A 25,147-nucleotide genomic window follows, 5' to 3' on the forward strand; every position below is an offset into this window, starting at 1 on the left:
GCCTCCCGAAGAAGCGCTGCCCGCCGTTGGGCAGCTCTCGGCGCGAGGCTAGGGACGGCGAGGTTGCAAGTACGTTGCGCGCGCCTGGGGTAGAGCCAGGGCGCCGAGGCTCTCGACAAGGACGGAACTCGGTCAGCGGGTCGGGCGGCGTTCCCAAGCGGGCGGTGCCGTGAGTTCGGACTCCAAGGCGGCCAGCCGCGACCGGACCGCCGACGTCGGACGCACCGCCGCGAGTGCCCGCCATACGTCGAGGTCGTCCTCGCCCCACGGCGCGTGTGCCCAGTCGGCCAGCAGGTCGGGATCACGACGGGTTATCAACGCCGTACGGACCCCGTCCGCGAGGCGCCGCCGGAGCCGCACCACCGCCGGTGCCTGGGAGCCGGGCAGCAGCGGGCCGGCGTATGCCATGGCCGCGCCAGTGACCGCACCGGCATCCAGACGGCGTTCGACGACTGCCACGTCCGACTCGACCGGCACCGTGAGCCGGTAGGGGCGGGAGCCGAGCAGCCCCGGGGCGAGGACTCGGCGCAGGCGGGCCAGTTCGGCCCGCAGGGTCACGGGCGTCACCGACTCGTCCTCGTACAGCGCACACAGCAACTCGTCACCGGTCAGCCCCTCCGGGTGGCGCGCCAGCAGCACCAGGATCTCGCTGTGCCGGCGACTGAGCCTGACCCTGCGGCCCCCGATGCGCAACTGCGCCTCGTCGCGGCCCAGCGCGCACAGCTCGGGCGTGTCGGCGGCGGACACCTGCGGGGCCAGCAGCGCCAGTTGGGACTCCGCGGCCCGCGCCACAGCCTGCACGAACCCCAGGCTGTGCGGATGCGCGAGCCTGTCGCCGCCGGTGATGTCCACCGCCCCGAGCACCCGCCCCGTGCGAGGATCGTGCACCGGCGCCGCCGCACAGGTCCAGGGCTGCACCCGGCGGATGAAATGCTCGGCCGCGAACACCTGCACCGGCCGGTCCACCGCGACCGCCGTGCCCGGCGCGTTCGTCCCCACCGCTGTCTCCGCCCACCGCGCACCCGGCACGAAGTTCATCCGCCCCGCTCTGCGCCGGGTCGTCGGATCACCCTCGACCCACAGCAGCCTGCCGTGCGTGTCGCATACCGCGAGCAGATGCTCCCCGTCGGCGGCGAAGGTGCCCAACAGCTCCCGGAACAGCGGCATCACCCGTGCCAGCGGATGCTCGGCGCGATAAGCGCCGAGATCGCCGTCAGCCAGCTCCACGCTCGCGGTCCCGTCCGGACCCACACCCGCCCGCGCCGAACGGCGCCATGAGTCGGCCACCACGGCACGCACCGGCTTCGGCACCGTGCCCACCTCGGTGAACGTCTCATGAGCATGACGCAGCACCCGTACCCTCTCGGCAGGGTCGGCCCCCGGCTCCAGAGCCACCCATGGATCGGTCAACTCGGCCTCCCGGAAGGCGATGCGGCTGAGGACATCGTCACTCCGGGTGCGCACGCGGACAACCTTTTCGACCCGGGTCACTCGAACGATGGCCACGCCGGTGACCCCACGTGAACTCTCAGGCCGCTTTGACCAACCGTATGTAGCCCTCCCAGTCCCAGTGCGGGCCGGGATCGGTGTGGTCGGTGCCCGGCACCTCGTGGTGGCCGATGATGTGTTCGCGATCCTTCGGTATGCCGTACCTGGTGCAGATGGCAGCTGTGAGCCGGGCAGACGCCTCGTACATGACGTCGGTGAAGTAGGAGGGCTCGTCGACCCAGCCCTCGTGCTCTACGCCGATGCTGCGCGTGTTGTGCTCCCAGTCTCCGGCGTGCCAGGCGATGTCCGCCTCGCGGACGCACTGTGACGTGTGTCCGTCGGCCGACCGGACGACGTAGTGCGCGGACACGTGCTTCCTGGGGTTCTCGAAGACGAACAGGGTCTTGGTGTAGGTGGTCTGTGTTACGTGGATGATCACCCGATCGACAGGGCGGACCGCTGCGTGGTTCGCCACTGTGTAGTTGCCGGCGCTCGCCGGGCGCCACACTGCGGGCGCGTAGTCCGGTGCGGGGACATGCGCACCGGACGGCCGCTCGGGGAGCAGGACGTACGGGACTGCGGCGAGAGCGGTGCCTTGGAGGATCAGCCGGCGGCTGGGGCGTGGTCTTGCGCGTTCCAAAGGAGTTTGCCTTTCAGGGGCGGAGGATTGCCTTTCAACGTCAGGGGATTGCGTCTTCGGCGCAGCGCGGCAGGGGGGCTCAGCGGTTGAGGTCGGCCGGGGCGCTCACCTCAGAGTCGCCGCCGTCTCCCGAAGTCGTGCGTGCACTCCGCGGTGCGTCTCGCGGGCCGGCAGCCACTGCTTGCGGATCTTGGCCACGCACGTGTAGTTGGTGTCGCACACGTTGGCCAGCGGTGACTCGACGGCCTGGGTCGCGAACTGGTAGGCGTCCAGCTCGCTGAACCCGTAGTCACGCACCAGCCACTGCACCAGGTCGAGCTGGGATATCCGGAACGCGTCCTCCAACGGCCGGGCCGAGCCCGTCGAGATGATGTGGGTGTCCGACTCGATGCGGGGCCACGGTGTGGCAAGTCCCTTGAGCAGTTCGACGACAACCACGGTGTTCATCGCACACTCGACCGCGACCCCGCAGGTTTCGCCCTCGCCCTGCCGGGCGTGTCCGTCGCCGAGGCTGAGGAGCGCGCCCTCGACGTTCACCCCGAGATAGCAGGTCACGCCCGCCCGCATCTCGGGCGTATCCATGTTCCCGCCGTGCGCGTCGGGCACCAGAGCAGAACGCACCTCCAGATTGGCGGGAGCCACTCCCACGGTCCCGTGCATGGGGTCCATGGGTAGCTCCGCCTCGAAGTCACTGTCGTGGGCTCGGAACAACGCCGTACGTCGTGTCCGGTCGAGCTGCCAGATCCAGACGGTCTCCGGAAGCGGCGGCTGCAGCGTGGCCGTGGTGTGCGTGGAGGTGAGCGCGCCGAAGAGGGGGACCGTGGTCGACGCGGCCCAGTCCCGGGCCGGTTCGATCGATACGAAGTGCACGGCGACGGTGTCCCCGGACTCGGCGCCCTCGATGTGGAACGGTCCGGTCTGCGGGTTGAGGTAGGGAAACTCGCACACCTCGGACACCAGGTCCTTCTCCGACCGCACCCGCCCGGCGAAGCAGTCCTCCGTGTACAGGTCGAGAACCGTGCCGGGCGCGATGCGGGCCACGGGCGGTGCGCCGCCGAACGTCCATGCGTACTCGCCGGGCTCGGGGCGCACGGTCAGGATCCTGGGGTCGCTCATCGCTGCACGGCTCCGTTCTGCGGAAGGTCGGTAGGACAGGTACGACAGGTGGGACACGTAGGGCAGGTGGGACACGTAGGGCAGGTGGGGAATGGAACGTTCGCGTGTCGCGCCGCAGTCCTGCGCTGCCTGCGGCTCGCGTGAATCACGGTACGGCGCCGGTGGGTTGGGCAGAAGCGAGCGTCGGTTTCCGTGGACAGCTGCGGGATTGTGGATAACTCGCTCACTCACACGAGTGAACTCAGTCTGGAATCGGGCCCGTTGTGGAATCCGAAATCGGGCCAGCTGTGAAATCGGAAACCGATGCAGGCTTGCTGCCGCCGGACGCCCGGGAGTCGGGCCGGACGCCCGGAAGTCGGCCTGGTTCCGTGCCCGGTTCCCGTGCCCGGCGCCGCCGGGATTCAGGCCCGCTCCGCCACCACCGCCGGATCGTCCAGCACCGCACGCACCACGGAGTGCGCTGCCCCCAGCAACGGCCCCTCGGGACCCAGCCGCGACACGGCTACCGGACAGGCCGGCCCCGCGGTGCGCCGGTCCAGCTCGGCTTCCAGCGACGGCAGCAGCCACGGCGCCAGCCCGGCAAGCGCGCCGCCCAGCACCACGCTCTCCGGGTCCAGCAGATTGACCGCGCCCGTCAGCGCGATGCCGAGCGCCGTTCCCGCGTCGTGCAGAGCGCGCCGTACGTCCTCGTCGCCCTCGGCCGCACGATCGGCGAGCAGGCCGACGCGGTCCTCGCCCGGTTCCAGCCCGGCCGCGCGCAGAACTGCCTCCTCGCCGGCGTACTGCTCCAGGCACCCGCGCCCCCCGCACGGACACGCGGGTCCGTCCGGCTGGACGGGTACATGGCCCAACTCGCCCGCAAAACCGTGCGTTCCGCGCAGCAGCCCGCCGTCCACCACGACCGCCGCACCGATGCCGATCTCCGCCGACACGTGCACGAAGTCGCGCGCAGTGCCGTCGCCGAGCCAGAGCTCGGCGAGCGCGCCGAAGTTGGCCTCGTTGCCTACGCTCAGTGGGAAGTCCAGGGGCAGCAGACCGCCGAGGTCCGTGTCCCGCCAGTCGAGGTTGGGGGCGCGCACGACCGTCCGGGCGTCCCGCGCCACCAGACCCGGCACCGCGACCGCCAGACCTGCGGGCCACAGTCCCTCGTGCTCGGCCTCGGCGACGACCTGGCGCACCAGCTCGTCGAGTTCCGCGAGCACCGGTGCGGGCGCCCGGCCCCGATTCGCGCCGTGCCGCACCGCCCGGGACCGCACCTCGCCGCGCAGATCGACCGCGCAGACGGCGAGATGGTCGACGCCGACCTCGGCCCCGATCCCGGCCGGGCCGTGCCCGCTGACGGCCAGCGCCGAGCCGGGGCGGCCCACCCGGCCGGGTCGCTCGGGTCCGAGTTCCTCCAGCAGGCCGGAGCGGATCAGCTCGTCGACCAGGGTGGACACTGCCGCGCGCGTCAGCCCGATACGGGAGGCGACGGCGGCACGCGAGAGCGGACCCGCGGCGCTGACGGTGTGCATCACCCGGGCGAGGTTGCGGCGGCGCATGCCCTGCTGGGTGTTCGGCAGCGCGCGCCCGGCTCCGGTCGGGTGGGCCTCGTGCAGCGGTGCGGTCATGCCTCCGTCAATCCTCGTCAGTGCTCAGTGCTCAGTGCTCAGTGCTCAGTGCTCAGTGCTCAGTGCTCAGGGAGCCTCGGGGCTCCGCTCCAGCAGCGGGGCCGCGTCGGAGAGTACCCCGGTGATCCTGGCCAGCGTCTCGTCGTCCCGCTCCACAGCGTCCAGCACCGGCCCGCGCGTGGTGTTCCAACGCCGGGCTACCGCGGCCGGATCCTCGCCGGTCAGCAGACCGGCCGCCTGGGCGGCGGCTCCGAGCGCGACCAGTTCCCTGGCCTCGGGGACCTGCACCGGGCGCCCCGACAGCCGTCGCACGGTCTGCTGCCAGGCCGTGCCCCGGGCGCCGCCGCCGATCAGCAGCAGCGGCGCGGAGCGGTCCGCGTCCTCGTCCAGGACCAGGTCCAGGGCGCCGAGCAGCGCGTGGACGGCGCCGTCGTAGGCGGCCTGCAGGAGTTGGCCGGCGGTCGTGTCGTGGCGTAGACCGTGCAGCAGACCGGAGGCGTTCGGCAGGTTCGGAGTGCGTTCGCCGTCCAGGTAGGGCAGGAGTGTGAGGCCCGTGGTGGGTTCCACGGCCTCGCGGTCGAGGCCCAGCAGGGTCGCGAGGCGGTCGACGGCGAGCGTGCAGTTCAGGGTGCAGGCAAGAGGCAGCCAGTCGCCGTGCGCGTCGGCGAAGCCCGCCACGGTGCCGGTCGGGTCGGCGGGGCGCCGCCTCGACACGGCGTACACCGTGCCCGAGGTGCCGAGGCTCAGTACGGGCATGCCGGGCCGCAGGCCGAGGCCCAGTGCCGCAGCGGCGTTGTCCCCGGTGCCGGGCGCGACCAGGGTGCCCTTGGAGAACGGCAACTCGTGGCTGTCGCGCACGGTGCCCGCGATCTCGCCGGGTCGGACCACACGGGGCAGCATCGCGGGGGCGAGCCCCACGCGCGCGAGGATCTCTTCGTCGTACGACTCCGTCCCCGACGCCCACCAGCCCGTACCCGAGGCGTCGCCGCGGTCGGTGGTGCCCTGCCCTGTGAGGCGTTCGGTGAGGTAGTCGTGGGGGAGACGTACGGCCTTGGTGGCCCGGACGGACTCCGGCTCGTTCTCCGCGAGCCAGGCCCACTTCGTGACCGTGAAGGAGGCGGCCGGGACGGAGCCCGTGCGCTCGGCCCAGAACTTCGCGCCGCCCAGTTCCTCGGTCAGGCGCCGGGCCTGTGGCGCCGAGCGCACGTCGTTCCACAACAGAGCCGGACGCACCGGCTCACCCCGGTCGTCCAGCGTGACCAAGCCGTGCTGCTGCCCGCCGATCGACACCGCCGCGGCCTCGTGCGCGGCGTCGCCGCACTGGCGCAGCGCCTCGCACAGGGCGTCCCACCACTGGCGTGGATCGCTCTCGCGGGCGGCGCCGGAGGACACCGTGTGCGGCGCCTGGCCGCTCGCAACGACCTGCCCGGTCGACGCGTCGACGACCAGCGCCTTGGTGGACTGGGTGGACGTGTCCACGCCGACGACGAGCGGACCCTCGGCTGCTGACATCGGGCTCTCCCTTTTCCGCGGCTCTGCGGGAACCGACCTGCTGTTTCGAGGGTGCCCGGAGCGTCACGACCCGGACCTCACCCCTTCGGGGACATCTTGTCCCTTCCCAGGGACGCGTCGGCATACTAATTTGTAAACGGCCATGACGAAATAGTCGTAGCAAGCACGTCGTCAGCAAGCGAGGAGCCGCGGCATGAACTACCAGCCCACCCCCGAGGACAGGTTCACCTTCGGCCTGTGGACCGTCGGCTGGCAGGGACGGGACCCCTTCGGCGATGCCACCCGCCGGGCCCTCGACCCGGTCGAGACGGTGCAGCGCCTGGCCGAGCTCGGTGCCCACGGCGTCACATTCCACGACGACGACCTGATCCCCTTCGGCTCCTCGGACACCGAGCGCGAGGCGCACATCAAGCACTTCCGCGAGGCACTCGACGCCACCGGCATGAAGGTGCCGATGGCCACCACCAACCTCTTCACCCACCCCGTCTTCAAGGACGGCGCGTTCACCGCCAACGACCGTGACGTGCGCCGTTACGCCCTGCGCAAGACGATCCGCAACGTCGACCTGGCGGCCGAACTGGGCGCCGAGACCTACGTCGCCTGGGGCGGGCGGGAGGGCGCCGAGTCCGGCGCGGCGAAGGACGTACGCGTGGCTCTCGACCGCATGAAGGAGGCCTTCGACCTCCTCGGCGAGTACGTCACCTCCCAGGGCTACGACCTCAAGTTCGCCATCGAACCCAAGCCGAACGAGCCGCGCGGCGACATCCTGCTCCCGACCGTCGGTCACGCGCTGGCGTTCATCGAGCGTCTGGAGCGCCCGGAGCTGTACGGCGTCAACCCTGAGGTCGGGCACGAGCAGATGGCCGGGCTCAACTTCCCGCACGGCATCGCGCAGGCGCTGTGGGCGGGCAAGCTCTTCCACATCGACCTCAACGGCCAGTCCGGCATCAAGTACGACCAGGACCTGCGCTTCGGCGCCGGCGACCTGCGTGCCGCCTTCTGGCTGGTCGACCTCCTGGAGAGCGCCGGTTACAGCGGGCCCCGTCACTTCGACTTCAAGCCGCCGCGGACCGAGGACCTCGACGGCGTGTGGGCGTCGGCCGCGGGCTGTATGCGCAACTACCTCATCCTCAAGGAGCGTGCGGCCGCGTTCCGTGCCGACCCTGAGGTCCAGGAGGCCCTGCGTGCCGCGCGCCTGGACGAGCTTGCGCAGCCGACCGCGGCGGACGGCCTGAAGGCGCTGCTCGCGGACCGCACGGCCTTCGAGGAGTTCGACGTCGAGGCGGCCGCCGCGCGCGGGATGGCCTTCGAGCGTCTCGACCAGCTGGCGATGGACCACCTGCTGGGCGCGCGCGGCTGAGGCCACGCGCGCGTGCCCGTCCCGCGTGTGACCCGCCCGCCTAGAGGCCAGTCACACGCGGGGCGGGCAGTGAGTGCCGGCAATTGGTGCGGTAGTCGACCGGTCTCCTCGCGGAATGTTCCAAAACCATGTACTCCACGGCATGTGCCCGTATCAACTCCCGGAAAGGGCTCGCATCCTGACCGGTACGAGGGGAGTCTTGTCGGTATGGCCATGCCGCCCGTACCGCCTCAGCCGCCGGGACCGCCGGGTGACACGCCGCCTCCGGGCGGTGGCTTCGGACCGCCTCCTGGAGGCTATGGTCCCCCTCCGGGGGACGGCGGCCCACCCACGTACGGTGGTTGGCCGCCTCCGGAATCACCCGACGGAGGCGGTGGACCAAGGCGGCGGACGCCACTGTTCGTCCTGCTCGCCGCGATCGTGGTCGTCGGAGCAGTCGTGGCCGCGGTCCTGATGACCTCCGGGAGCGACGAATCGCCTGACGAGAGCACGAGCAGCTCGCCCAGGCCGTCCTTCAGCATCCCGACCGAGCTCCCCAGCAGGCTGCCGAGCGAACTGCCGACATCAATGCCGTCGGGGTTCCCGACCGAGCTGCCGTCGGGCTTCCCCACGGAGCTGCCGAGCGGCTTTCCGAGTGATCTCGAATCGCTGCTCCCGTCGCTTCCGGACGAACTGCCCTAGGACGTCGCTCCCGTCTCAGGCGGGTGAACTGCCCCAGGTGGTCAGATTCCGCGCGGCAGCCGCACGTAGACCACCGACGTCTCGACACCGCTGTCGACGAGCCTGCCCTGGGCATCGAACGCGCCCTCGCCGTCCGTCATCCCGAAGTCGTTGTCGTTGATGAGGGCCAGCGTGTCGCGGTCCACGCGCGCGACGCCCTCGATCTTCCCGGGCACACCCTCGACGGTACCCAGGTCGACGACCAGCCGCTTGGACAGCACCGGCACACCCGAGGCAGCCGGGTCGTCGAGCTGCTCCAGCGACGGTGACGTCGTGTCGTCGTCCCAGGGGCCGCCGAGGATGTTCGCCGCACGGTCCAGACGCACCAGGTGCAGCCGCGCGGCCTTGTCGGTGCGCTCTTCGACCAGCAACCGATCGCCGCCCACGGCCACGACCGAGGAGATCTTCAGCTCGGAGGTGTCGTCCTGGCTCGGGTCCACCACGTTCACCGGGTCGAAGCGGTACGTGTACTCCGCGGTGACCGCCCTCTTCTTCGGTGAGAAGCGCAGCAGGCGCGTGGTGCGAGAAGCCTCCCCGGCATCCGTGTCCGGCAGGGACAACGGGCTCTGCACGGCCATCACCAGGTCACCGCAGGGCAGTTGGGCGAGCCCTTCGAAGCCGCGGTTGATCTTCCGGTGCAGCAGGACGGAGGGCAGAGCCTCCACCACCGGGTAGCCCGCGCCGGTGAGGCCGAGTCCCTCGGGGACGTAGCGCGTGAGGACCCTCCCGCGCGCGGAGACGTGCACAAGGGAGGGCCCGTACTCGTCGACGAGCCAGAAGGTCCCGTCGGCGGCCCGCACGATGCCCTCGGTGTCCAGCCCGTTCGGGTTGTGCGCCAGGGGTGTCCGCGCGTCAAAGGAGTACGGCGCCTCGTCGCGGCTCGCCTGGTTCGGCAGCCCGGTGACGGGATTGCCGGAAGCGGTCGTGATCGGGAGCGCGTCCAGCACCCGCACGGTGCCTGACGCGACACGGATCTTCAGGATCGCCGGATCGAAGCCGGGCACGGGGAACGTCCGCCGCTTCGTGCCGTCCACCTTGATCTGGCCGTTGGGACCGCGGTCGGTGACGGTCCAGAACTCGCCCCTGCGGCCCGCCGGGTAGATGTCGCTGCCGATGCCGCCCAGGTCCACACCCCGGTCGTCGCCCACGCTGCCGGGCAGCAGCGCGTTGCTGAACGCGCCGAGCGGGATGTCGCCGAGCGTCGCCGTGTGCACGACGTGCGCAGCGCGCCCCTTGCTGGCGATGCTGCCCTTGTTCCCCGCGCCGGCGGCGGGACCGGCGGCCGCGAGCGCCGCGATCACGGCGAGGGGTACGCCCCCGGCGACGAGACGTTGGGCGTGGCGTCGGCCGGTGGCGTACGGGGACATCGGGCCTCCTGAGGACCAAGTTGTCTGACAGCGGCCAGATTTGAAGCTCAGGCGGAACGCCGTGCGACTGCGGGATGAACGCGGGGCGACGGCCGCTCGTCGAGGCGAGGTCGATCTCCGTCGAGCGGAGTTGATCTCCGTCAAGCCGACGTCGTCTCCGTCAAGCCGGCGTCGCTCTCAGGAGACCGAACTCGCCCAGCAGCCATGCTCGTCCTCCGCATGCCTCGCTACAGGGGGCACTCGTCGGACCACCCGGCATGACCTACGGCTGTGCCTCCTCGGTCCCAACCTGCGCCGAGGCCAGAGCCGTTGCCGGATCGTGTGCGGGGCCTCCTGCGGGCACCCAGCGGCTCCGTTCCTTGCGGTACGGCCACCAGCGTCCGTCCCGCCCCAGGCGCAGCTGACGCGGCGAGCCGACGACCGTCCAGCGGTTGCCCTTCGCCCGCAGCGCCGGTGGTTCGTCCTTGTCCCAGGCTGAGTCGAGGGCAGCACGCGCGCGTGCGAGCGTTTCGCCCTCGACCGTCCACTCCTCGTCGAGGACGGACAGCGCGACGACGCCCCCGAGTTGCCAGGCGCGTACGGCCGCAGCCAGCCCTTCCCGGCCGCGTCCCGATCCGTCGGCCAGCCGCCCCGCCACGGGGGCGACAGGGGCGCCCGCGGCGAGGCGTACCGCGTCCTGGTCGAGCGTCAACTCCTCTTCCACGACCTGCTGTCCCGGGTCCGGCCGCAGCGCCTCCGCGAGCATGCGATGCGCTTCGGCGGCGGTCATGGCAGCCAGGAACTCCAAGGCAGCCGGGTCGACGCCGGGGGCGGGAGGCGTCTCGGTGTCCAGGGACGGCGGCACGCCCGGCTCAGCGGGCTGCTCGGGCAGAGCGGGCAGCGGAGGCAGGATGTCGCCGGTCGCATACGCCTCAGCGGCATCCACGCCCGCCGCCTCGGGCGAGCTGGACGCCTCGGACCACTCGGACGAAGGGGTCGTTGGTGCGGCGCTGCGGGCCTGGAGGTCGTCCAGGAGGCCGCGCTCGCCCTGTCCGCGCATCAGGAGCAGGACGAAGGGGTCCTGGTCCAACAGCCGTGCGACCTGGTAGCAGAGGGCCGCCGTGTGCCCGCAGTGGTCCCAGGCGCCGCAGCCGCACTCAGGCTCCAGATCGCCCATGCCCGGCAGCAGTTCGATGCCCGTGGCGGCCGCGTCCTCCACCAGATGTGGTGGCATGTCGCGGTCCAGCAGCGCGGCGACATGCCCGGCCCGCTCGACGGCCATGTCCAGGAAGCGGTCCCACTGCTGCGCGGACAGCTCCTCCAGCAGCACGTCGGCCCGGTGCGCCGTACGGTCGCGGCCCTGCACAACCGCCGTGATGCGGCCGGGGCGCACCGACACCGCGCCGACCGCTCCCGCGCGCGCGAGCCTGCGGCCGGCCTTGAGCTGCCCCGAGTCCAGTGCCGACTCCTCCAGTGCCTGCAGCCAGGCCTGTCCCCACCATGTCTGTGCGAATCCCCGCCCGTGCGCGGGCGGCAGCGCGGCGAACGTGCGCTCCATGTCACCGTCGTGTCGAGTCATCGGGCGCCCCCTCGCAGTTCCACCAGATCGGCCAGCTCCGCGTCCGTCAGCTCTGTGAGCGCCGCCTCGCCCGCGCCGAGCACCGCGTCGGCCAGCTTCCGCTTGCGGCTGAGCATGTCGGCGATGCGGTCCTCGATGGTTCCCTCGGCGATCAGCCGGTGCACCTGTACGGGCCGGGTCTGGCCGATGCGGTACGCGCGGTCAGTTGCCTGTGCCTCGACCGCGGGGTTCCACCAGCGGTCGTAGTGCACGACATGTTCGGCGCGGGTGAGGTTCAGGCCGGTTCCCGCGGCCTTCAAGGACAGCAGGAAGACGGGCACTTCACCGTCCTGGAAGCGCTGCACCAAGGCCTCACGCTCGGCCACCGGTGTTCCGCCGTGCAGGAACTGCGAGGGCATGCCACGAGCCGCCAGGTGCTGTTCGATGAGGCGTCCCATGCGCACGTACTGCGTGAACACCAGGACGCTCGCCCCCTCGGAGAGGATGGTGTCGAGCAACTCGTCCAGCAGCTCCAGCTTCCCCGAACGCCCGGCGATCCGCGGCAGCTCCTCCTTGAGGAACTGCGCAGGGTGGTTGCAGATCTGCTTCAGGCCCGTCAGGAGCTTCACGATCAGGCCGCGCCGGGCCATGCTGTCGGCGCCGGAGATCTCAGCGAGGGTCTCGCGGACCACTGCCTCGTACAGACCCGTCTGCTCCGTGGTGAGGAACACGGCGCGATCGGTCTCCGTCTTCGGCGGGAGCTCCGGCGCGATCCCCGGATCCGACTTGCGCCGACGCAGCAGGAACGGGCGTATGAGCCGGGCGAGGCGCTCCGCGGCAGCCGGATCCTGGCCGCCCTCGACGGCCTGGCCGTAGCGCGCGCGGAAGGTGCCGAGGCGGCCCAGCAGACCGGGCGTCGTCCAGTCGAGGATCGCCCACAGTTCCGACAGGTTGTTCTCAACGGGCGTGCCGGTGAGCGCCACGCGCGCGCGTGCGCCGATCGAGCGCAGCTCCCGCGCGGTCGCCGAGTACGGGTTCTTCACGTGCTGGGCCTCGTCCGCCACGACCATGCCCCAGGGCACCTCGGCCAGCCGACGCGCATCCAGCCGCATCGTGCCGTACGTGGTGAGCACGAACTCCCCGTCCGCCAGGGCATTCAGGTCACGCCCTGACCCATGGAAGCGGCGCACGCGCGTGCCGGGCGCGAACTTCTCGATCTCGCGCTGCCAGTTGCCCATCAGGGAGGTCGGACACACGACCAGCGTCGGACCGGCGGACGAGGCGTCGGACTGCCGGTGCAGATGCAGCGCGATGAGCGTGATCGTCTTGCCGAGACCCATGTCGTCGGCCAGGCAGCAGCCCAGGCCCAGGGACGTCATCCGGGCCAGCCAGCTCAGGCCGCGCCGCTGGTAGTCCCGCAGTGTGGCCGCGAGCGCCGCGGGCTGGCCCATCTGCTCCTGCCCCTCCGGGTCCGCGAGGCGCTCGCGCAGCGCCGCCAGCCAGCCCGTGGGCCGGACCTCCACCTGGCCGCCGTCCACCTCGGTGGAACCCGTCAGCGCGGCGCCCAGCGCGTCGATGGGGGTCACCTTGTGGTCCTGGTGCGCGCGGGCGCGGCGAACCTCCTGAGGATCGACGAGGACCCACTGGTCGCGCAGCCGCACCACGGGGCGGTTCGCCTCGGCCAGCCGATCCAGCTCCTCACGCGTGAGCCGCTGGTCGCCCAGAGCGAACCACCAGTTGAAGGCGAGCAGCGCGTCAGCGGCCAGGAACGACGGGGCGTCCGAGGACACCCTGACCGGCGCGGACTCCTCGTCCGGCGGGCCGATCACCGCGCGGGTGGTGAGGTTGCGGCTCAGCTCCTTGGGCCAGTGCACATCGACGCCTGCTCCGGCGAGGGCCCGGGCGCCCTCCTGAAGGAGGTCGGTCACCTCGTCGTCGGCCAGTTCCACCGCGTCAGGTACGGCCGCCGAAAGCAGGGGCGTGAGCGGCGCCCAGGCGCGAGCCGCGCGGCGCAGTGCCAGTAGAGCCTCCAGCCGCACGCGCGGGCCGAAGGCGCCGGACCTCGCCCACACGTCGGCGGCGTCGGCGACCAGCGCCGGATCACGCACGCTGTGCAGCTGCAGAACAGCCCGGAACGACAGTGCCACGTCATCCTGCGGTGCCGTGGCGAGGCCGGGCACCTCGAGCCGCAGGGAGAGCCGTACGCCCGCGTCATGACCCGCGGCGACATCTGCGGCCCATGCGCGCTGTTCGGGCAAGTGCTGGGGCTCCCGGGCAGCGTAGGCGGGACCGGCCGTGACGAGGGTCGCCGCGGGGGAGCGGGGGAGTGCGTCGGCGACCGCGTCCAGGAAGGCCCGCAGCAGCGGCTCCGGATCCGGCAGCATCAGCGGTTCCACGTCGCCCAGCGGCACGGCATGCGCCTCCGGAGGCATCGCGGCGGCCAGCGCCCGAAGGCGTTCGACGTCCTCAGGGCGCAGGGGACCGGCACGCCAGGCGTCGTGATCGTCCACCGAGAGACCGGGCAAGAGCAGTCCGCGTGCCACGAGTTGCAGGGCGAGTACGGCCGCCGTGCCCCAGAAGGCGCCCGCTCGGTGAGCCTGCGCGGACGCACGCGCATGCGTGAGCACAGGCAGGGCGGCGCGTACCGGTACCAGGACGGCCGGCACGCTCACCAGCTCGACACCGTCCTCGCCGGGCAGGGTGACGGTCAGGTCCTCGACGGCCAGTTCCTCGGAGGATCCGGCTGCGGTGAGCGCAACAGCGCCCCCGTCGGCTCGCCAGAAGGCGACTCGGCCGGTGCGGGCCGGGTCACCGGGTACGAACACGGCACAGCAGCCGGCCAGGTCGGAGATCTCGGACGGTGTTGCCTCGGGAAGCCTCGGCACAGCTCTGCAGCACTCCTCAAACTTGACTACCCAGGATCGAGTGGTTGAGGGTACAGCAATCGGTGGCCCAACCGAAATGCCAGGTCTGTGAGCTGGGTCACTCTCTGGCCGACGTGGGTATCCTCCTGGTGCGGAATCCCGCGCGTCGCGCGTCGATCCGACATCGGACACTGGTCGTCGGGGACGGGCATCAGGCAAGGGACCTCGGACATCGGTCGTCACCCGATCTCCGCGACCAGTAGGGGCCGTACCTCAGGGTCGTCTCAGGGTCGCGGTTCGGAACCGCTGGAAGCGCGGGCCCGTTTTCAGGACAGAGAGCGGCAGTGGCCGCGAAGGAGGCGACGCACATGTCGAAGAACGCGAAGATCGCCGCGGGAGGTGTGGCGGCCGGTCTCATCCTGTTGATCTGGCTGCCCTGGTGGGCCGCGCTCCTGATAGTCCTGGGAGTCCCGGCCGCCGCGTACCTCACGCTCGACCCGTCACAGCGGCGCAGGCTGCGCCGCGCCACGCGCAAGGAAATCGGTCGCTGATCATCGCCGGGTCGTCGGCGCGACCGGGGTGGACAGCGCGCAAGAATTGAGCACATCGCCGCTCGCGGGCCTGCCGACGGTATGGTCCGCGGGCGGTCGGGCGCCCCGCTCCACCCACGCGACCAGCGTGTCGAACGCCGACCGGTAACAGGGCAGGATCGGCCGGAGTCGGTCCGGATAGGTGTCGTACAGCCCGTCGACATGCGTTCCGCCCGCGATCGTGAAGTACCGGTGCAGTGGGCCACGCCCGCTCGCGTCGACCATGCGTGCGTACACGTCCGAGTCAGCCGCCTTCGGTAGCAGCGCGTCCAGATCCCCGTGGAGCGTGATCAGCGGTCTGCCGATGCGTCCGGTCAGAGCGACGCGGGCCACGGCGCGACGGACGGATGCCGGACGCGACGCGTAGTCGTACGAGGCATCGGAGGCGCACGGTGCCAGGATCTGCTCCGGCGTGGTCCCCGTGGACGGGCCGGGACAGCCGGGGTCGTATGCCGGGTCGAACTCGGCGCGGTAGATCTTCTGCGTGACGCCCCAGTAGGCCTGCTCGTGGTAGGGCCACAGAAATTCGGAGCCGCGCGCGAAGCCGACCGCGTACAGGTCCTCGTCCCGCGCGGAGCCGAGCATGCGTGCCACTGCGGTGGGCACAGAGGTGAGGAGGTTGGGGCCGTGCGCGGTCCACAGGGCGCCCTCCCAGTCGACGCCGCCGTCGTACAGCTCGGGATGGTTCTCCAGCTGCCAGCGGGTGAGGTAGCCACCGTTGGAGATGCCGGTCATGTACGTGCGGCGGGGAGCTTGCCCGTAGCGCTGGGCCACCGCCTTACGGGCGGCCCGGGTGAGCTGAGTGGTGCGCGCGTTCCACTCGGCGACCGCGTCACCGGGCAGCTTGCCGTCGCGGTAGAAGTCGGAGCCGTTGTTGCCCTTGTCGGTCGCCGCGTAGGCGTAGCCCAGCGCGAGCACCTGATCGGAGATCGCCGTGTCCGTCGCGTACTGCCTGCGGGTGCCGGGGGCACCGGTGACGACCAGCCCGCCGTTCCAGCGGTCCGGGAGCCGGATCACGAACTGGGCGTCGTGACGCCACCCGTGTGTGGCGTTGAAGCGGGAGGAGTCCGGGAAGTAGCCGTCGATCTGCATACCGGGCACCCCCGTCGGGGTCCGGGTGCCCCGTGCCGTGAGTCCGGCCTGGTCGGCCATGTCGGTGTAGGGCGTGCCGGCGAGCCCCGACGTGGTCAGATCCGGAAGGCAGGCGCCCTGCTGGAAGGCCGCGCCGGGCACCCGTACGCGTTCCTGACGGACGCAGTGCTGCTCGCCGAGTGCCGTGGCCGCTACGGGAGTCGGCCAGCTGAGGGCGCCGGCCAGCAGTGTGGCGGTGAGGAACGGAACACCTCGGGACAGGCGCATGACGGCCTCCTGGCAGAAGGGACGGGCACATGAGGGAGCGGAGCTGTGGAAGCTGCCTCATGGTGCGGTCCTGCTGCCGTGCCAACCATGGGTTGGGGCCACATGTGACGCTGCCGCCGAATGGGGTCACCGGACACCGGCAGGTCCGTCCGGGCGCGCTGCCGGGCCGACCGGCGTGCAGGTCAGGAGGGGGCCGTGAGGGCTCAGGAGGGGCGTACCGCCATCTTGTCGAGCGCTTCCAGGAGACCGGGCAGCTCCGCACCGCGGCCTACCGGCAGGACCTCGCCGGGCTCGTCGTCGAGGAGCACGAAAGCGATGTCGTCGGTCCTGGCGACCAGCGACCAGCCGGGGCCGTCCGCGCGCAGGGTCCGAGCGTCGCCCGAGGCGAACGAGGAACGGACGCGACCGAGGGGCGGCGGGGAGTCCACGTACGCGCGTGCCTCGGCGAGCACCCGCCGGATACCGCTGGGGCCGCCCTGCTTCTCGGTCTGCTCGGTCTTCTCGGCCTCTGGTCTCTGGTCCTCGGCGTCGTCCGTGTCCTGGGCGGTGTCCGCCCCGGCGCCTGGCGTCGCGAAGTCGGCGTCGTCGATCTGCTCGCGCCACATCGCCCACTGCAGAGCGATCTCGTCGGCGCCCAGGCGCCGCTGGGCCGGCCCCCACACGCTCGTGTCCGGCGGCGTGAGGGGCGGACCGTCCGCGATCTCGGGGTCGGGATCGTGCGGGGCGGGCACATTCGGGGCGGCGACGGCGACCGCGAGGGGCCAGCCGGGCAGTGCGGCCACGACCGTACGTTCGTCGGGCGACAGGTCGTACTCCATGCCGCAGTCCCAGGATGCGATGGCGACCGCGACCAGGGAGACGTCGTCGATGACGACCGTCCACCGGGCGCCGTCGCTGTCCTGGCCGATGACCAGGCCGTATCCGTCGGCGAGCGGCGCGAGACCGAGCGCCGCGCAGGCTTCCGGGTAGTCGTCGCCCAGCACGCTCGGGAACTTCGCCGGCGTCAGCAGCACCGCCGTGAGCACGTACAGCGCATCGTCCGCGGCGGCGACGGCCTCCTCGTCCGTCTCTGCCATCCCAGCCTCCCCATCGGTTCGTCCATCGGCGCGCACCCTAGTGCGACCGGAAGCCGCTTGTCACGACTCCCAGGCACACCCGGAGCTGCAGTTTTCCGGCCGGTCAGGGCGAATCGACCGAGATCGTCCGCGGTGTCAGGCCGCAGGGAGCCCGAGAAGGGTCCGGGCGACGGCCTGCGGCGACTCGTCGCGCTCCCGGGCGAGTGCGACGACGGCCCGGCACGCCAGTTCGCTCACCCCGAACGACAGCGCCTCCGGAGACACCCAGCCGGCGGCCTCGTCGATCTGCTCCTGGTCGTCCTCCGCGCAGGCCGACACATACACGGCGGCGGCCTCGAAGAGATTGTGCGCGCGCCTGTCCTTGCCGGTGTCCGCCTCCGTGCGAAAGGAGCGGAGAACTCTCGCACACAACTCGCGCACCGTGCCCCACATGGTGACCGCCTTCCCCCTGTATGACTGATCTTCCATCTTCCACTACTCAACGTAGAGTTGGAGCCTCGGCGACAGAAGGGGGACAGCACGGTGAAGCGCTTCGAGCGGCTCGAACAGATCCGGCGGATGGACCCGTTCCGCGACGCTTCGGAGATCTACCGGCTCAGCGCGGCGTACGAGTTCCCCTGGGACTTCACGCGGGCGCTCGAGCTCGCGCTCTACCGCACGTACGCCGTGCCCGCCATCGGCCGGCTGCTCGCCGAGACGGCCGAGCTGACCGACCGCACGCAGAAGCGCTACGACGACACCTCGCTGCTCCTGGGTGCGGTCGTCGAGCACGGTTTCGACAGCGAGCAGGGTCGCTCGGCGATCCGCCGGATCAACCAGATGCACGGCAGCTACGACATCAGCAACGACGACATGCGGTACGTACTGTGCACATTCGTCGTCATGCCCAGGCGCTGGATCGACGCCTACGGCTGGCGCAGGCTCTCGCGCCACGAGATCGTCGCCTCCACCGTCCACTACGGCACGCTGGGCGGGTACATGGGCATCAAGGACGTCCCCGAGTCCTATCAGGAGTTCGAGGCCTGCCTCGACGCCTACGAGGAGGCCCACTTCGGCTGGGACGAGAACGCGCGGCGGGTCTCGGACGCGACACTCGACCTGATGGCCTCCTGGTACCCGCGCCCCCTCGCGCCCCTGCTGCGCACCTCGACACTCGCCTTGCTCGACGACTCGCTCCTGCGTGCCTTCCGTTACCCGACGCCGAGCGCGGCCACCCGCACCCTCGTGCGACAAGCGGTACGCGCGCGTGGCCGTGCGGTGCGTCTGCTGCCGCCGCGCCGGGCGCCGCACTTCGCCCGGCAGAACTGGGAGATCAAGGGCTACCCGGACGGCTTCCGGCTTGAGGATCTCGGCACTCGTCCGGTGGCCGGCGTCGGCGGCTGCCCCGTGCGGAACATCGGCCCGTCAGCCGTCGAGTGAGGCGATCGTCTCGCGCAGCCATCTGAGTTCGGCTCGGGAGGTGGCCCGCGCGATGGTCAGAATGCCGCGCCGGAAGGGATCGTCCAGTTCCTCGGCGCCAAGGGGCCGGTCGCCGTCGTAGAAGAAGCTTGCGGGCTCTTCGAGGAAGGCCAGCCGGCGTCGCAGTACGGCGGACTGGGCGGCTGAGTCGTCCAGGTGCCGCAGGAAGGCGAGCACCGTAAACCACCGGTTCTCGTCGCTGATGTCGCGCGGGCCGGGCTCGGCAAGTCGGCGGCGCAGTTCCCTTCGGCCCTCTTTGGTCAGCGTCAGGACGTGACGCGGAGCGGCCACTGCCCCGGGCTCCGTGGCACGGGCGAGCAGGCCGTCCCTCTCCAGCCGCTTGATCGCGGGATACAGCGTGCTCTCGGCGACCGGTTTCACGTGCCCTGTCAGCGCCGTGAGGCGCTTGCGCAGCTCATAGCCGTGGAGCGGGGTGTCGTAGAGGAATCCGAGGATGGCGAGCTCCAGCATGCCGAGATTCTCGCTCACATCCGCTGTACATCCAACTCGGTATACATCGAAGCATTGATACATCGGCGGCGATGTATATCGTTGAGTTCGTCGACAAGACGAAGTCGGCAGGGCGTGGCCGACCAGGTACCCAGGAGGACGCGATGAGACAGGCCGAGTTCGACGGCAAGGGCAGCTGTATCCGCTGGACAGAGGCTCCGGGAGAGGAGCCCGCGCGTGTGTACGTGCACGGGCCGGGGTCGGTCTCCTCCGTGTACCACGCCCATGTCGCAGCGCGGCCCGAACTCGCGGGGCGACGGAGTCTGTTCGTCGATTTGCCGGGGCATGGCATCAGTGACCGGCCCGCGGAATTCGGCTACCGGCTGGAGGACCACGCCGACGCCTTGGCCGCGGCCCTGGATGCGGCGGGGGTGAGCGGCGCGGAGCTGATCGCGCACAGCATGGGAGGCTCCGTCGCCATTGTGCTGGCCCACCGACGGCCCGACCTCGCCTCCCGGCTGGTGCTCACCGAGGCCAACCTCGACGCCTCGCCTCCGCCCAGTGCCGGGAGCGCGTGGATCACTGCCTACGGGGAGGAGGAGTTCGTCGGTGAGGCGCACGCGCGCGTGCTGGAAGCGGTCGGGCCCGTGTGGGCTGCGACCATGCGCTTGGCCGACCCACGCGCCCTGCACCGCAGCGCCGTGGGGCTGCGGCGCGGATCCGAGCCGATCATGCGCGACATCCTCGAAGGTCTGACGATCGACCGCGTGTACCTTCAGGGCGAGCTCACCGGTGAACTCCCCGGCAGTGCAGCCCTGGAGGCCGCGGGCATACGCGTGGTGACCGTGCCCGGTGCCGGCCACAACGTCATGCTCGACAACCCGGACGCCTTCGTGGCGGCCGTCGCCGGCCAGAGCTGATACCTCAGGACTCCCGCACGGCCAGCGCCAGGAAACGGTCGTCCTCGTCGGCGTACGACGTCATGCGCCACCCCGACCCCGCCAGCAGCGGCCGGAGGTTGGGCTCGGCCCGCAGGTCGTCCGGGGTGATCTGCCTGCCCTGGCGTGCCGCCAGCGCCGCTCTGCCGATCGGGTGGAACAGCGCGAGCGCGCCGCCGGGGCGCACCACACGCGCCAACTCCCGCAAGTTCTGGGCCGGATCGGGCAGGTGCGCGATGAGGCCGGCCGCGAACACTGCGTCGAGGGACTCCGACCGCAGCGGCAGCGCGGCCACGTCGGCGAGCAGCAACTGCCCGTCCGCGTCGCGCCCGGCCCGTACGGCGGCCTCCAGCATGGCGGGGGTCAGATCGGCCCCGAGGACCACTCCTGAGAGCCCCACGGCGGCACGCAGCGGCGGCAGGGCGCGTCCGGTGCCGCAGCCCGCGTCGAGCACGCGATCCCCCTCGCGCAGTCCGAGCGCGGCCGCCGCTGCCGCGTAGGCGGGCCCGTCGTCGGGGAACCTGCTGTCCCAGTCGGCGGCGCGGGCCCCGAAGAACTCCTGCACATGTGTGTGGTCGTCGCTCATGTTCCGCATGATCCCTCACTGGCAGGGATGACGCCGCTGTGCACACGTTCGAGCGTGACGCGATCGTTCCGCTGCATCTCCATGTCATATTCCAACAGCTTTCGAAATGCGCCCCTCTCACGCGCCCCTGCCCCGGCTAGCGTCCCGGGGTCATGGGACACCTGGACCACGCCGCCCTCGGCTGGCTGACCCCCGCACTGTCGTACGCGATGGCGTGCATAGGCGCCGCGCTGGGACTTCGCTGCACCGTCCGCGCCCTCGGCGCCACCGGCCGGTCGCGCCGCAACTGGCTCATCACCGCTGCCTCGGCGATCGGCACCGGCATCTGGACCATGCACTTCGTGGCCATGCTGGGCTTCAGCGTCAGCGGCACCGACATCCGCTACGACGTGCCGCTCACCATCGTGAGCCTCCTCGTCGCCATGGCCGTCGTCTGCGCGGGCGTCTTCGCGGTCGGATACAGCCGCGACCGGACGCGCGCGCTCTTCCTCGGCGGGCTCACCACCGGGCTCGGCGTCGCGAGCATGCACTACCTGGGCATGGCCGCCGTGCGACTCCACGGCGACGTCATCTACGACCCCGCCCTCGTCGGAGTGTCCGTCCTGATCGCCATCGTCGCGGCGACGGCGGCCCTGTGGGCGGCGCTCAACATCAAGTCGCCCGTCGCTGTCACCATCGCCTCCCTGATCATGGGCGCGGCGGTCAGCAGCATGCACTACACCGGGATGTTCGCGGTCAGCGTGGACGTCACGCCCGCCGGTGAGGTCCTGCCCGGGGCCACGGCGATGCAGTTCATCTTCCCCCTCGCCGTCGGCCTCGGGTCCTACCTCTTCCTGACCTCCGCCTTCGTCGCACTGTCGCCCACCACGGGGGAGCGCGCGGCATCCGCGTCGGCTCAGGGATCGGTCGAGAGCGTAGCCGGCTAGTGGCGGGGCCGGACCGGCGACGGCCAGGGAAGACCCGCCCCGAACCACTTCCGAGCGAGGAGGCCATGCGTACACCCCGTAGGACCACCGCAGCCGGCGCCGGGACGCCGTCACCGTCCCCCGCGCGCGGTCGCCGCGCCCATGCCGGACCGCCGGCCGACGAAGGCCCGGACGAGACCCTGGGCATGGCGCCCGAGGACATACCCACGCGCGCGGAGCGCTGGCGCATTCGGCCGCGCACCGTCCGCGCCAAGATCGTCTGTCTGTTGATGGTGCCGGTCGTCTCCCTGCTGGCCCTGTGGGCCTACGCCACCGTCACCACCGCTCAGGACGTCTCCAGGCTGCGCCAGTTGCAGCGCGTCGACTCCCAGGTCAGGACGCCCGCCGCAACCGCCGTCGCTGCCCTGCAGGCCGAACGCGAGGCCGCCGTGCGCTACGCGACCGACCCGTCCGCCGGACAGAGCGACAACCTCAGGAAGCTCGCGCAGGACAGCGACCGGGCGGTGGCGCGGCTGCGGCTCGGCGACCGCAACACCGTCGCCGACGGCGAGGAGCTCCCCGCCGGAGTCGCCCGGCGACTCGAGGCCTTCGTCAGTGGCGCCGAGCAGCTGAGCACCGTACGAAATGCCGTTCTCGACCGCCGGGCGGGCTGGGACGAGGCGTACGGGCGGTACACGACGGCGATCGCGAGCGCGTTCTCGGTGGGCGGTGCGCTCACCGGCATCCAGGACGCCGAACTCGGCTCCGACGCGCGCGTGCTGCTCGAATTCGCCCGCGCGGGCGAGGCGTTGGCCCAGGAGGACGTGGTGCTGGACAGCGCACGTCTCGCCGGGCGCCTCGACGGCGAGCGGCTACGGCTGTTCACCGGCGCCGTCGACACCCGCCGTACCCTCATCGAGGCGGCCGTCGCCGACCTGCGCGGCCCGGAACGCGCGGCCTGGCAGAGCCTCGCCGACGGCAGCGCCTACGCGGCCGTGGCCGCAGTCGAGGACAGGGTCCTCGCCACCGCGCCGGGCGCCCGGGCGATCGACGCGGCTGGGGAAGCCACTTGGGGCCAGTCACACGCGCGCGTGCAGGACGCGATGCGGACGATCGAGCAGGACGCCGGGCGCGGCGTCGCGGATCGCGCCGACCCGTTCACCCGCGGTCTGCTCACCCCGGCCGGCGCCGCCGTGCTCCTGGGTCTCGCCGCAGTGGCCGCCTCACTCGTGATCTCCGTCCGCATCGGCCGCGGCCTTGTCGTCGAGCTGGTGAGCCTGCGCAACAGCGCCTTGGAGATCGCCCGGCGCAAACTCCCCGAGGCCATGCGGAAACTGCGCGCCGGCGAGGAGATCGACATCCGGGCCGAGGCGCCGCCCGGGCCACCCGCCGAGGACGAGACCGGTCAGGTCGGCGAGGCCCTGGGCACCGTCCACCGAGCCGCGCTCCGGGCCGCCGTCGAACGCGCCGAACTCGCCAGCGGCATCTCCGGCGTCTTCGTCAACCTCGCCCGCCGCAGTCAGGTCCTCGTGCACCGCCAACTGAGCCTGCTGGACAGCATGGAGCGGCGCTCCGACGACCCGAACGAACTCAGCGACCTCTTCCGGCTGGACCACCTCACCACCCGCATGCGACGCCACGCCGAGAGCCTGATCATCCTCTCCGGGGCGGCGCCCGGGCGAGCCTGGCGGATGCCGGTCTCCTTGACGAACGTGGTCCGCGCTGCCGTCTCCGAAGTCGAGGACTACGCGCGCGTGGAGGTACGCCAGCTCCCCGAGGCGTCCGTCATCGGCGCGGCCGTCGCCGACCTCACCCACCTGTTGGCCGAGATCGTCGAGAACGCCGCACAGTTCTCGCCTCCCCACACGCGGGTGCGCATCACCGGCGAGCCCGTCGGCAACGGCTATGCCGTCGAGGTCGAGGACCGCGGCCTCGGCATGGGCAAGGAGACCCTCGCCGAGGCCAATCGGCGCATCGAACAGTCGGAGGCGCTCGACCTGTTCGACAGCGACCGGCTCGGCCTCTTCGTGGTCAGCAGGCTCGCGTCCCGGCACGCCATCAAGGTGCACTTGCGCACCTCGCCCTACGGCGGTACCACCGCGGTCGTCCTGCTGCCCACGGCCCTGCTGCACAACACCACGGCGGAACGTTCCGCCGAGAAGTCGGCAGGCGCCGATCGACATGCCGAACACGAGTACGCGCGCCTGCCCGCCGCCGAACCCCACCAGGAGGCCGTCCACGCGGTTGCCGACCGGCCCGCGCTGGTGGCTCCCGCACCGGCCGCGGCGCAGCCCCACACCGACACCCCACCCCCGGGAGTCACCACCTTGCGACTGCACCGACCCCCGGACGACTCCGAAGCCTCCGAAGACCTGCCGCGCCGCGTACGGCAGGCAAACCTCGCCCCCCAACTGCGCGAGGGACGCACCGACGAACAGGCAGGGACGACCGCCTCCCACGACGACGGCCGTCGCACCCCCGAACTCGTCCGGGACCGCATGGCGGCCTACCGCGACGGCTGGACGCGGGGCGGCGGCAGGCAGCCCGGTCGCAGCGCCACGCCCAATTCCAGATCCCGCAGCGACAGCAGCGAAGGAGACCCCGCATGATGCAGGATCCGAGCATGAGGGCCGCCCAGCGGTCCGGTGAACTCGATTGGCTGCTGGACGACTTGGTACTGCGCGTCAGCGAGGTCCGGCACGTCGTGGTGCTGTCCAACGACGGGCTCGCCGTGGGCGCCTCCAGCGACCTCCGCCGTGAGGACGCCGAGCACCTCGCCGCGGTGGCCTCCGGCTTCCACAGCCTGGCCAAGGGCGCCGGACGGCACTTCGGCGCCGGCGGCGTGCGGCAGACCATGGTGGAGATGGACGAGGCCTTCCTGTTCGTGGCGGCCGCGGGAGACGGCTCTTGTCTCGCCGTCCTCACCGCCGTGACCGCCGACATCGGACTCGTGGCGTACGAGATGGCACGACTGGTCAAGCGCGTCGGCGAGCACCTCTACGCGCCGCCACGCGCTGCCGCGCGACCGCCCGCGGCGGGATGAGCCGGAAGGGCGGTCCGCGCACATGAACGAGGACACGACGGGCGCCCCGCGCGAGCAGGGCAGTCAGTGGTACGACGGCGAGGCCGGGCCCCTTGTCCGTCCGTACGCCATGACGGGCGGACGGACCAGACCCGGCCCCACGGGCGTGTGCTTCGATCTGATCGCCCTTGTCACCCTGGACGCCGCCGCCCCCGCTGCCGACGACGACACGGCGCTCGGGCCGGAACACCGGGCCCTCATCGAGCTCTGCCGACCGGAGACCCAGTCGGTCGCGGAACTCGCCGCAGGCGCCGACCTGCCCGTAGGGGTCGTCAGGGTGCTCCTGGGGGACCTCCTGGAACTCGGCTGCGTCACCGTCAGCCGTCCTGTACCGCCCGCGCAGCTTCCTGACGAACGGATTCTGCGCGAGGTGATCGAAGGATTGCGGGCGCTGTAGATGACATTTCGGAACCAGGCGGCAAGAAGCGGTCCAATCCCACGAAGGACACCCGCAGTTGTCATGATGCTGACTTCGCACAGCGACCTCGA

At 71.4% G+C, this 25,147-nt stretch carries 22 protein-coding genes; 9 read left to right on the forward strand and 13 right to left on the reverse strand.

Annotated features, from left to right (window positions below):
- Positions 1–132: 132 nt before the first annotated feature.
- The 5 genes from OHO27_RS37045 to xylB form a co-directional block, all read right to left on the reverse strand.
- Positions 133–1,410, reverse strand: coding sequence for a GAF domain-containing protein (locus OHO27_RS37045; RefSeq protein WP_328430660.1), 1,278 nt, complete (start codon positions 1,408–1,410; stop codon positions 133–135).
- Positions 1,411–1,528: 118 nt separating this feature from the next.
- Entirely contained in the window at positions 1,529–2,128 is a 600-nt protein-coding gene (locus tag OHO27_RS37050) for an N-acetylmuramoyl-L-alanine amidase (RefSeq protein ID WP_328429301.1), read from the reverse strand.
- Positions 2,129–2,233: 105 nt separating this feature from the next.
- On the reverse strand, positions 2,234–3,244 hold the full coding sequence (locus OHO27_RS37055) for an acetamidase/formamidase family protein (protein WP_328429302.1): 1,011 nt from the start codon (positions 3,242–3,244) through the stop codon (positions 2,234–2,236).
- A 401-nt stretch (positions 3,245–3,645) separates the two neighbouring features.
- Positions 3,646–4,854 carry an ROK family transcriptional regulator gene (locus OHO27_RS37060; protein ID WP_328429303.1) on the reverse strand — a complete coding sequence of 403 codons (1,209 nt, stop codon included), beginning with the start codon at positions 4,852–4,854 and terminating at the stop codon, positions 3,646–3,648.
- Positions 4,855–4,920: 66 nt separating this feature from the next.
- Positions 4,921–6,366, reverse strand: coding sequence for a xylulokinase (gene xylB, locus OHO27_RS37065; RefSeq protein ID WP_328429304.1), 1,446 nt, complete (start codon positions 6,364–6,366; stop codon positions 4,921–4,923).
- A 193-nt stretch (positions 6,367–6,559) separates the two neighbouring features.
- Between xylB and xylA the strand changes: the two genes are divergently transcribed.
- Together xylA and OHO27_RS37075 are read left to right on the forward strand one after the other, a co-directional pair.
- Positions 6,560–7,726, forward strand: coding sequence for a xylose isomerase (gene xylA / locus OHO27_RS37070; RefSeq protein WP_328429305.1), 1,167 nt, complete (start codon positions 6,560–6,562; stop codon positions 7,724–7,726).
- A gap of 438 nt (positions 7,727–8,164) precedes the next feature.
- Positions 8,165–8,407, forward strand: coding sequence for a hypothetical protein (locus OHO27_RS37075; protein ID WP_328429306.1), 243 nt, complete (start codon positions 8,165–8,167; stop codon positions 8,405–8,407).
- Between the two features lie 41 nt (positions 8,408–8,448).
- On the opposite strand, the gene OHO27_RS37080 is transcribed toward OHO27_RS37075, so the two are convergent.
- The 3 genes from OHO27_RS37080 to OHO27_RS37090 form a co-directional block, all read right to left on the reverse strand.
- A complete protein-coding gene (locus tag OHO27_RS37080) occupies positions 8,449–9,813 on the reverse strand; it encodes an esterase-like activity of phytase family protein (protein ID WP_328429307.1) in 1,365 nt (454 codons plus the stop codon).
- A 262-nt stretch (positions 9,814–10,075) separates the two neighbouring features.
- Positions 10,076–11,371 carry an SWIM zinc finger family protein gene (locus OHO27_RS37085; protein ID WP_328429308.1) on the reverse strand — a complete coding sequence of 432 codons (1,296 nt, stop codon included), beginning with the start codon at positions 11,369–11,371 and terminating at the stop codon, positions 10,076–10,078.
- Positions 11,368–14,235: a DEAD/DEAH box helicase gene (locus tag OHO27_RS37090; protein WP_328429309.1), complete on the reverse strand. Its 2,868-nt coding sequence runs from the start codon at positions 14,233–14,235 to the stop codon at positions 11,368–11,370. The genes OHO27_RS37085 and OHO27_RS37090 overlap by 4 nt, the downstream gene beginning before the upstream one ends.
- Before the next feature lie 347 nt (positions 14,236–14,582).
- Between OHO27_RS37090 and OHO27_RS37095 the strand changes: the two genes are divergently transcribed.
- Entirely contained in the window at positions 14,583–14,765 is a 183-nt protein-coding gene (locus OHO27_RS37095; RefSeq protein ID WP_147997481.1) for a hypothetical protein, read from the forward strand.
- Here OHO27_RS37095 and OHO27_RS37100 read toward each other — a convergent pair whose 3' ends face one another.
- The 3 genes from OHO27_RS37100 to OHO27_RS37110 all read right to left on the reverse strand — a co-directional run bounded on the left by OHO27_RS37100 (position 14,766) and on the right by OHO27_RS37110 (position 17,671).
- Positions 14,766–16,163, reverse strand: a complete 1,398-nt coding sequence (locus tag OHO27_RS37100) for a tannase/feruloyl esterase family alpha/beta hydrolase (RefSeq protein WP_328429310.1) — start codon at positions 16,161–16,163, stop codon at positions 14,766–14,768. It abuts the gene before it with no gap.
- Positions 16,164–16,366: 203 nt separating this feature from the next.
- On the reverse strand, positions 16,367–17,239 hold the full coding sequence (locus OHO27_RS37105) for a hypothetical protein (protein ID WP_328429311.1): 873 nt from the start codon (positions 17,237–17,239) through the stop codon (positions 16,367–16,369).
- Positions 17,240–17,374: 135 nt separating this feature from the next.
- On the reverse strand, positions 17,375–17,671 hold the full coding sequence (locus OHO27_RS37110; protein WP_328430661.1) for a hypothetical protein: 297 nt from the start codon (positions 17,669–17,671) through the stop codon (positions 17,375–17,377).
- A gap of 90 nt (positions 17,672–17,761) precedes the next feature.
- Between OHO27_RS37110 and OHO27_RS37115 the strand changes: the two genes are divergently transcribed.
- Positions 17,762–18,658 (forward strand): oxygenase MpaB family protein, encoded by an 897-nt coding sequence (locus OHO27_RS37115; RefSeq protein WP_328429312.1) that lies wholly within the window; start codon positions 17,762–17,764, stop codon positions 18,656–18,658.
- On the opposite strand, the gene OHO27_RS37120 is transcribed toward OHO27_RS37115, so the two are convergent.
- Positions 18,644–19,168 (reverse strand): PadR family transcriptional regulator, encoded by a 525-nt coding sequence (locus OHO27_RS37120; RefSeq protein ID WP_328430662.1) that lies wholly within the window; start codon positions 19,166–19,168, stop codon positions 18,644–18,646. The two genes, OHO27_RS37115 and OHO27_RS37120, sit on opposite strands and share 15 nt — an antisense overlap.
- A gap of 143 nt (positions 19,169–19,311) precedes the next feature.
- Here OHO27_RS37120 and OHO27_RS37125 point away from each other — a divergent pair, with 143 nt between their 5' ends.
- Complete coding sequence (locus tag OHO27_RS37125) at positions 19,312–20,067, forward strand: alpha/beta fold hydrolase (RefSeq protein ID WP_328429313.1); 756 nt, start codon at positions 19,312–19,314, stop codon at positions 20,065–20,067.
- Positions 20,068–20,071: 4 nt separating this feature from the next.
- On the opposite strand, the gene OHO27_RS37130 is transcribed toward OHO27_RS37125, so the two are convergent.
- Positions 20,072–20,671 carry a class I SAM-dependent methyltransferase gene (locus tag OHO27_RS37130; protein WP_328429314.1) on the reverse strand — a complete coding sequence of 200 codons (600 nt, stop codon included), beginning with the start codon at positions 20,669–20,671 and terminating at the stop codon, positions 20,072–20,074.
- Positions 20,672–20,823: 152 nt separating this feature from the next.
- On the opposite strand from OHO27_RS37130, the gene OHO27_RS37135 reads away from it, so the two are divergent.
- The 4 genes from OHO27_RS37135 to OHO27_RS37150 all read left to right on the forward strand — a co-directional run bounded on the left by OHO27_RS37135 (position 20,824) and on the right by OHO27_RS37150 (position 25,055).
- The gene (locus OHO27_RS37135; protein WP_328429315.1) at positions 20,824–21,597 is read left to right on the forward strand and encodes an MHYT domain-containing protein; all 774 of its coding nucleotides are present in this window, start codon (positions 20,824–20,826) and stop codon (positions 21,595–21,597) included.
- A gap of 65 nt (positions 21,598–21,662) precedes the next feature.
- The gene (locus OHO27_RS37140; RefSeq protein ID WP_328429316.1) at positions 21,663–24,185 is read left to right on the forward strand and encodes a sensor histidine kinase; all 2,523 of its coding nucleotides are present in this window, start codon (positions 21,663–21,665) and stop codon (positions 24,183–24,185) included.
- The gene (locus OHO27_RS37145; RefSeq protein WP_328429317.1) at positions 24,182–24,619 is read left to right on the forward strand and encodes a roadblock/LC7 domain-containing protein; all 438 of its coding nucleotides are present in this window, start codon (positions 24,182–24,184) and stop codon (positions 24,617–24,619) included. The genes OHO27_RS37140 and OHO27_RS37145 overlap by 4 nt, the downstream gene beginning before the upstream one ends.
- Before the next feature lie 22 nt (positions 24,620–24,641).
- Positions 24,642–25,055 (forward strand): DUF742 domain-containing protein, encoded by a 414-nt coding sequence (locus tag OHO27_RS37150; protein ID WP_328429318.1) that lies wholly within the window; start codon positions 24,642–24,644, stop codon positions 25,053–25,055.
- The last annotated feature ends 92 nt before the right edge of the window (positions 25,056–25,147 follow it).

This window comes from Streptomyces sp. NBC_00443 (assembly GCF_036014175.1).
Classification (GTDB): domain Bacteria; phylum Actinomycetota; class Actinomycetes; order Streptomycetales; family Streptomycetaceae; genus Streptomyces.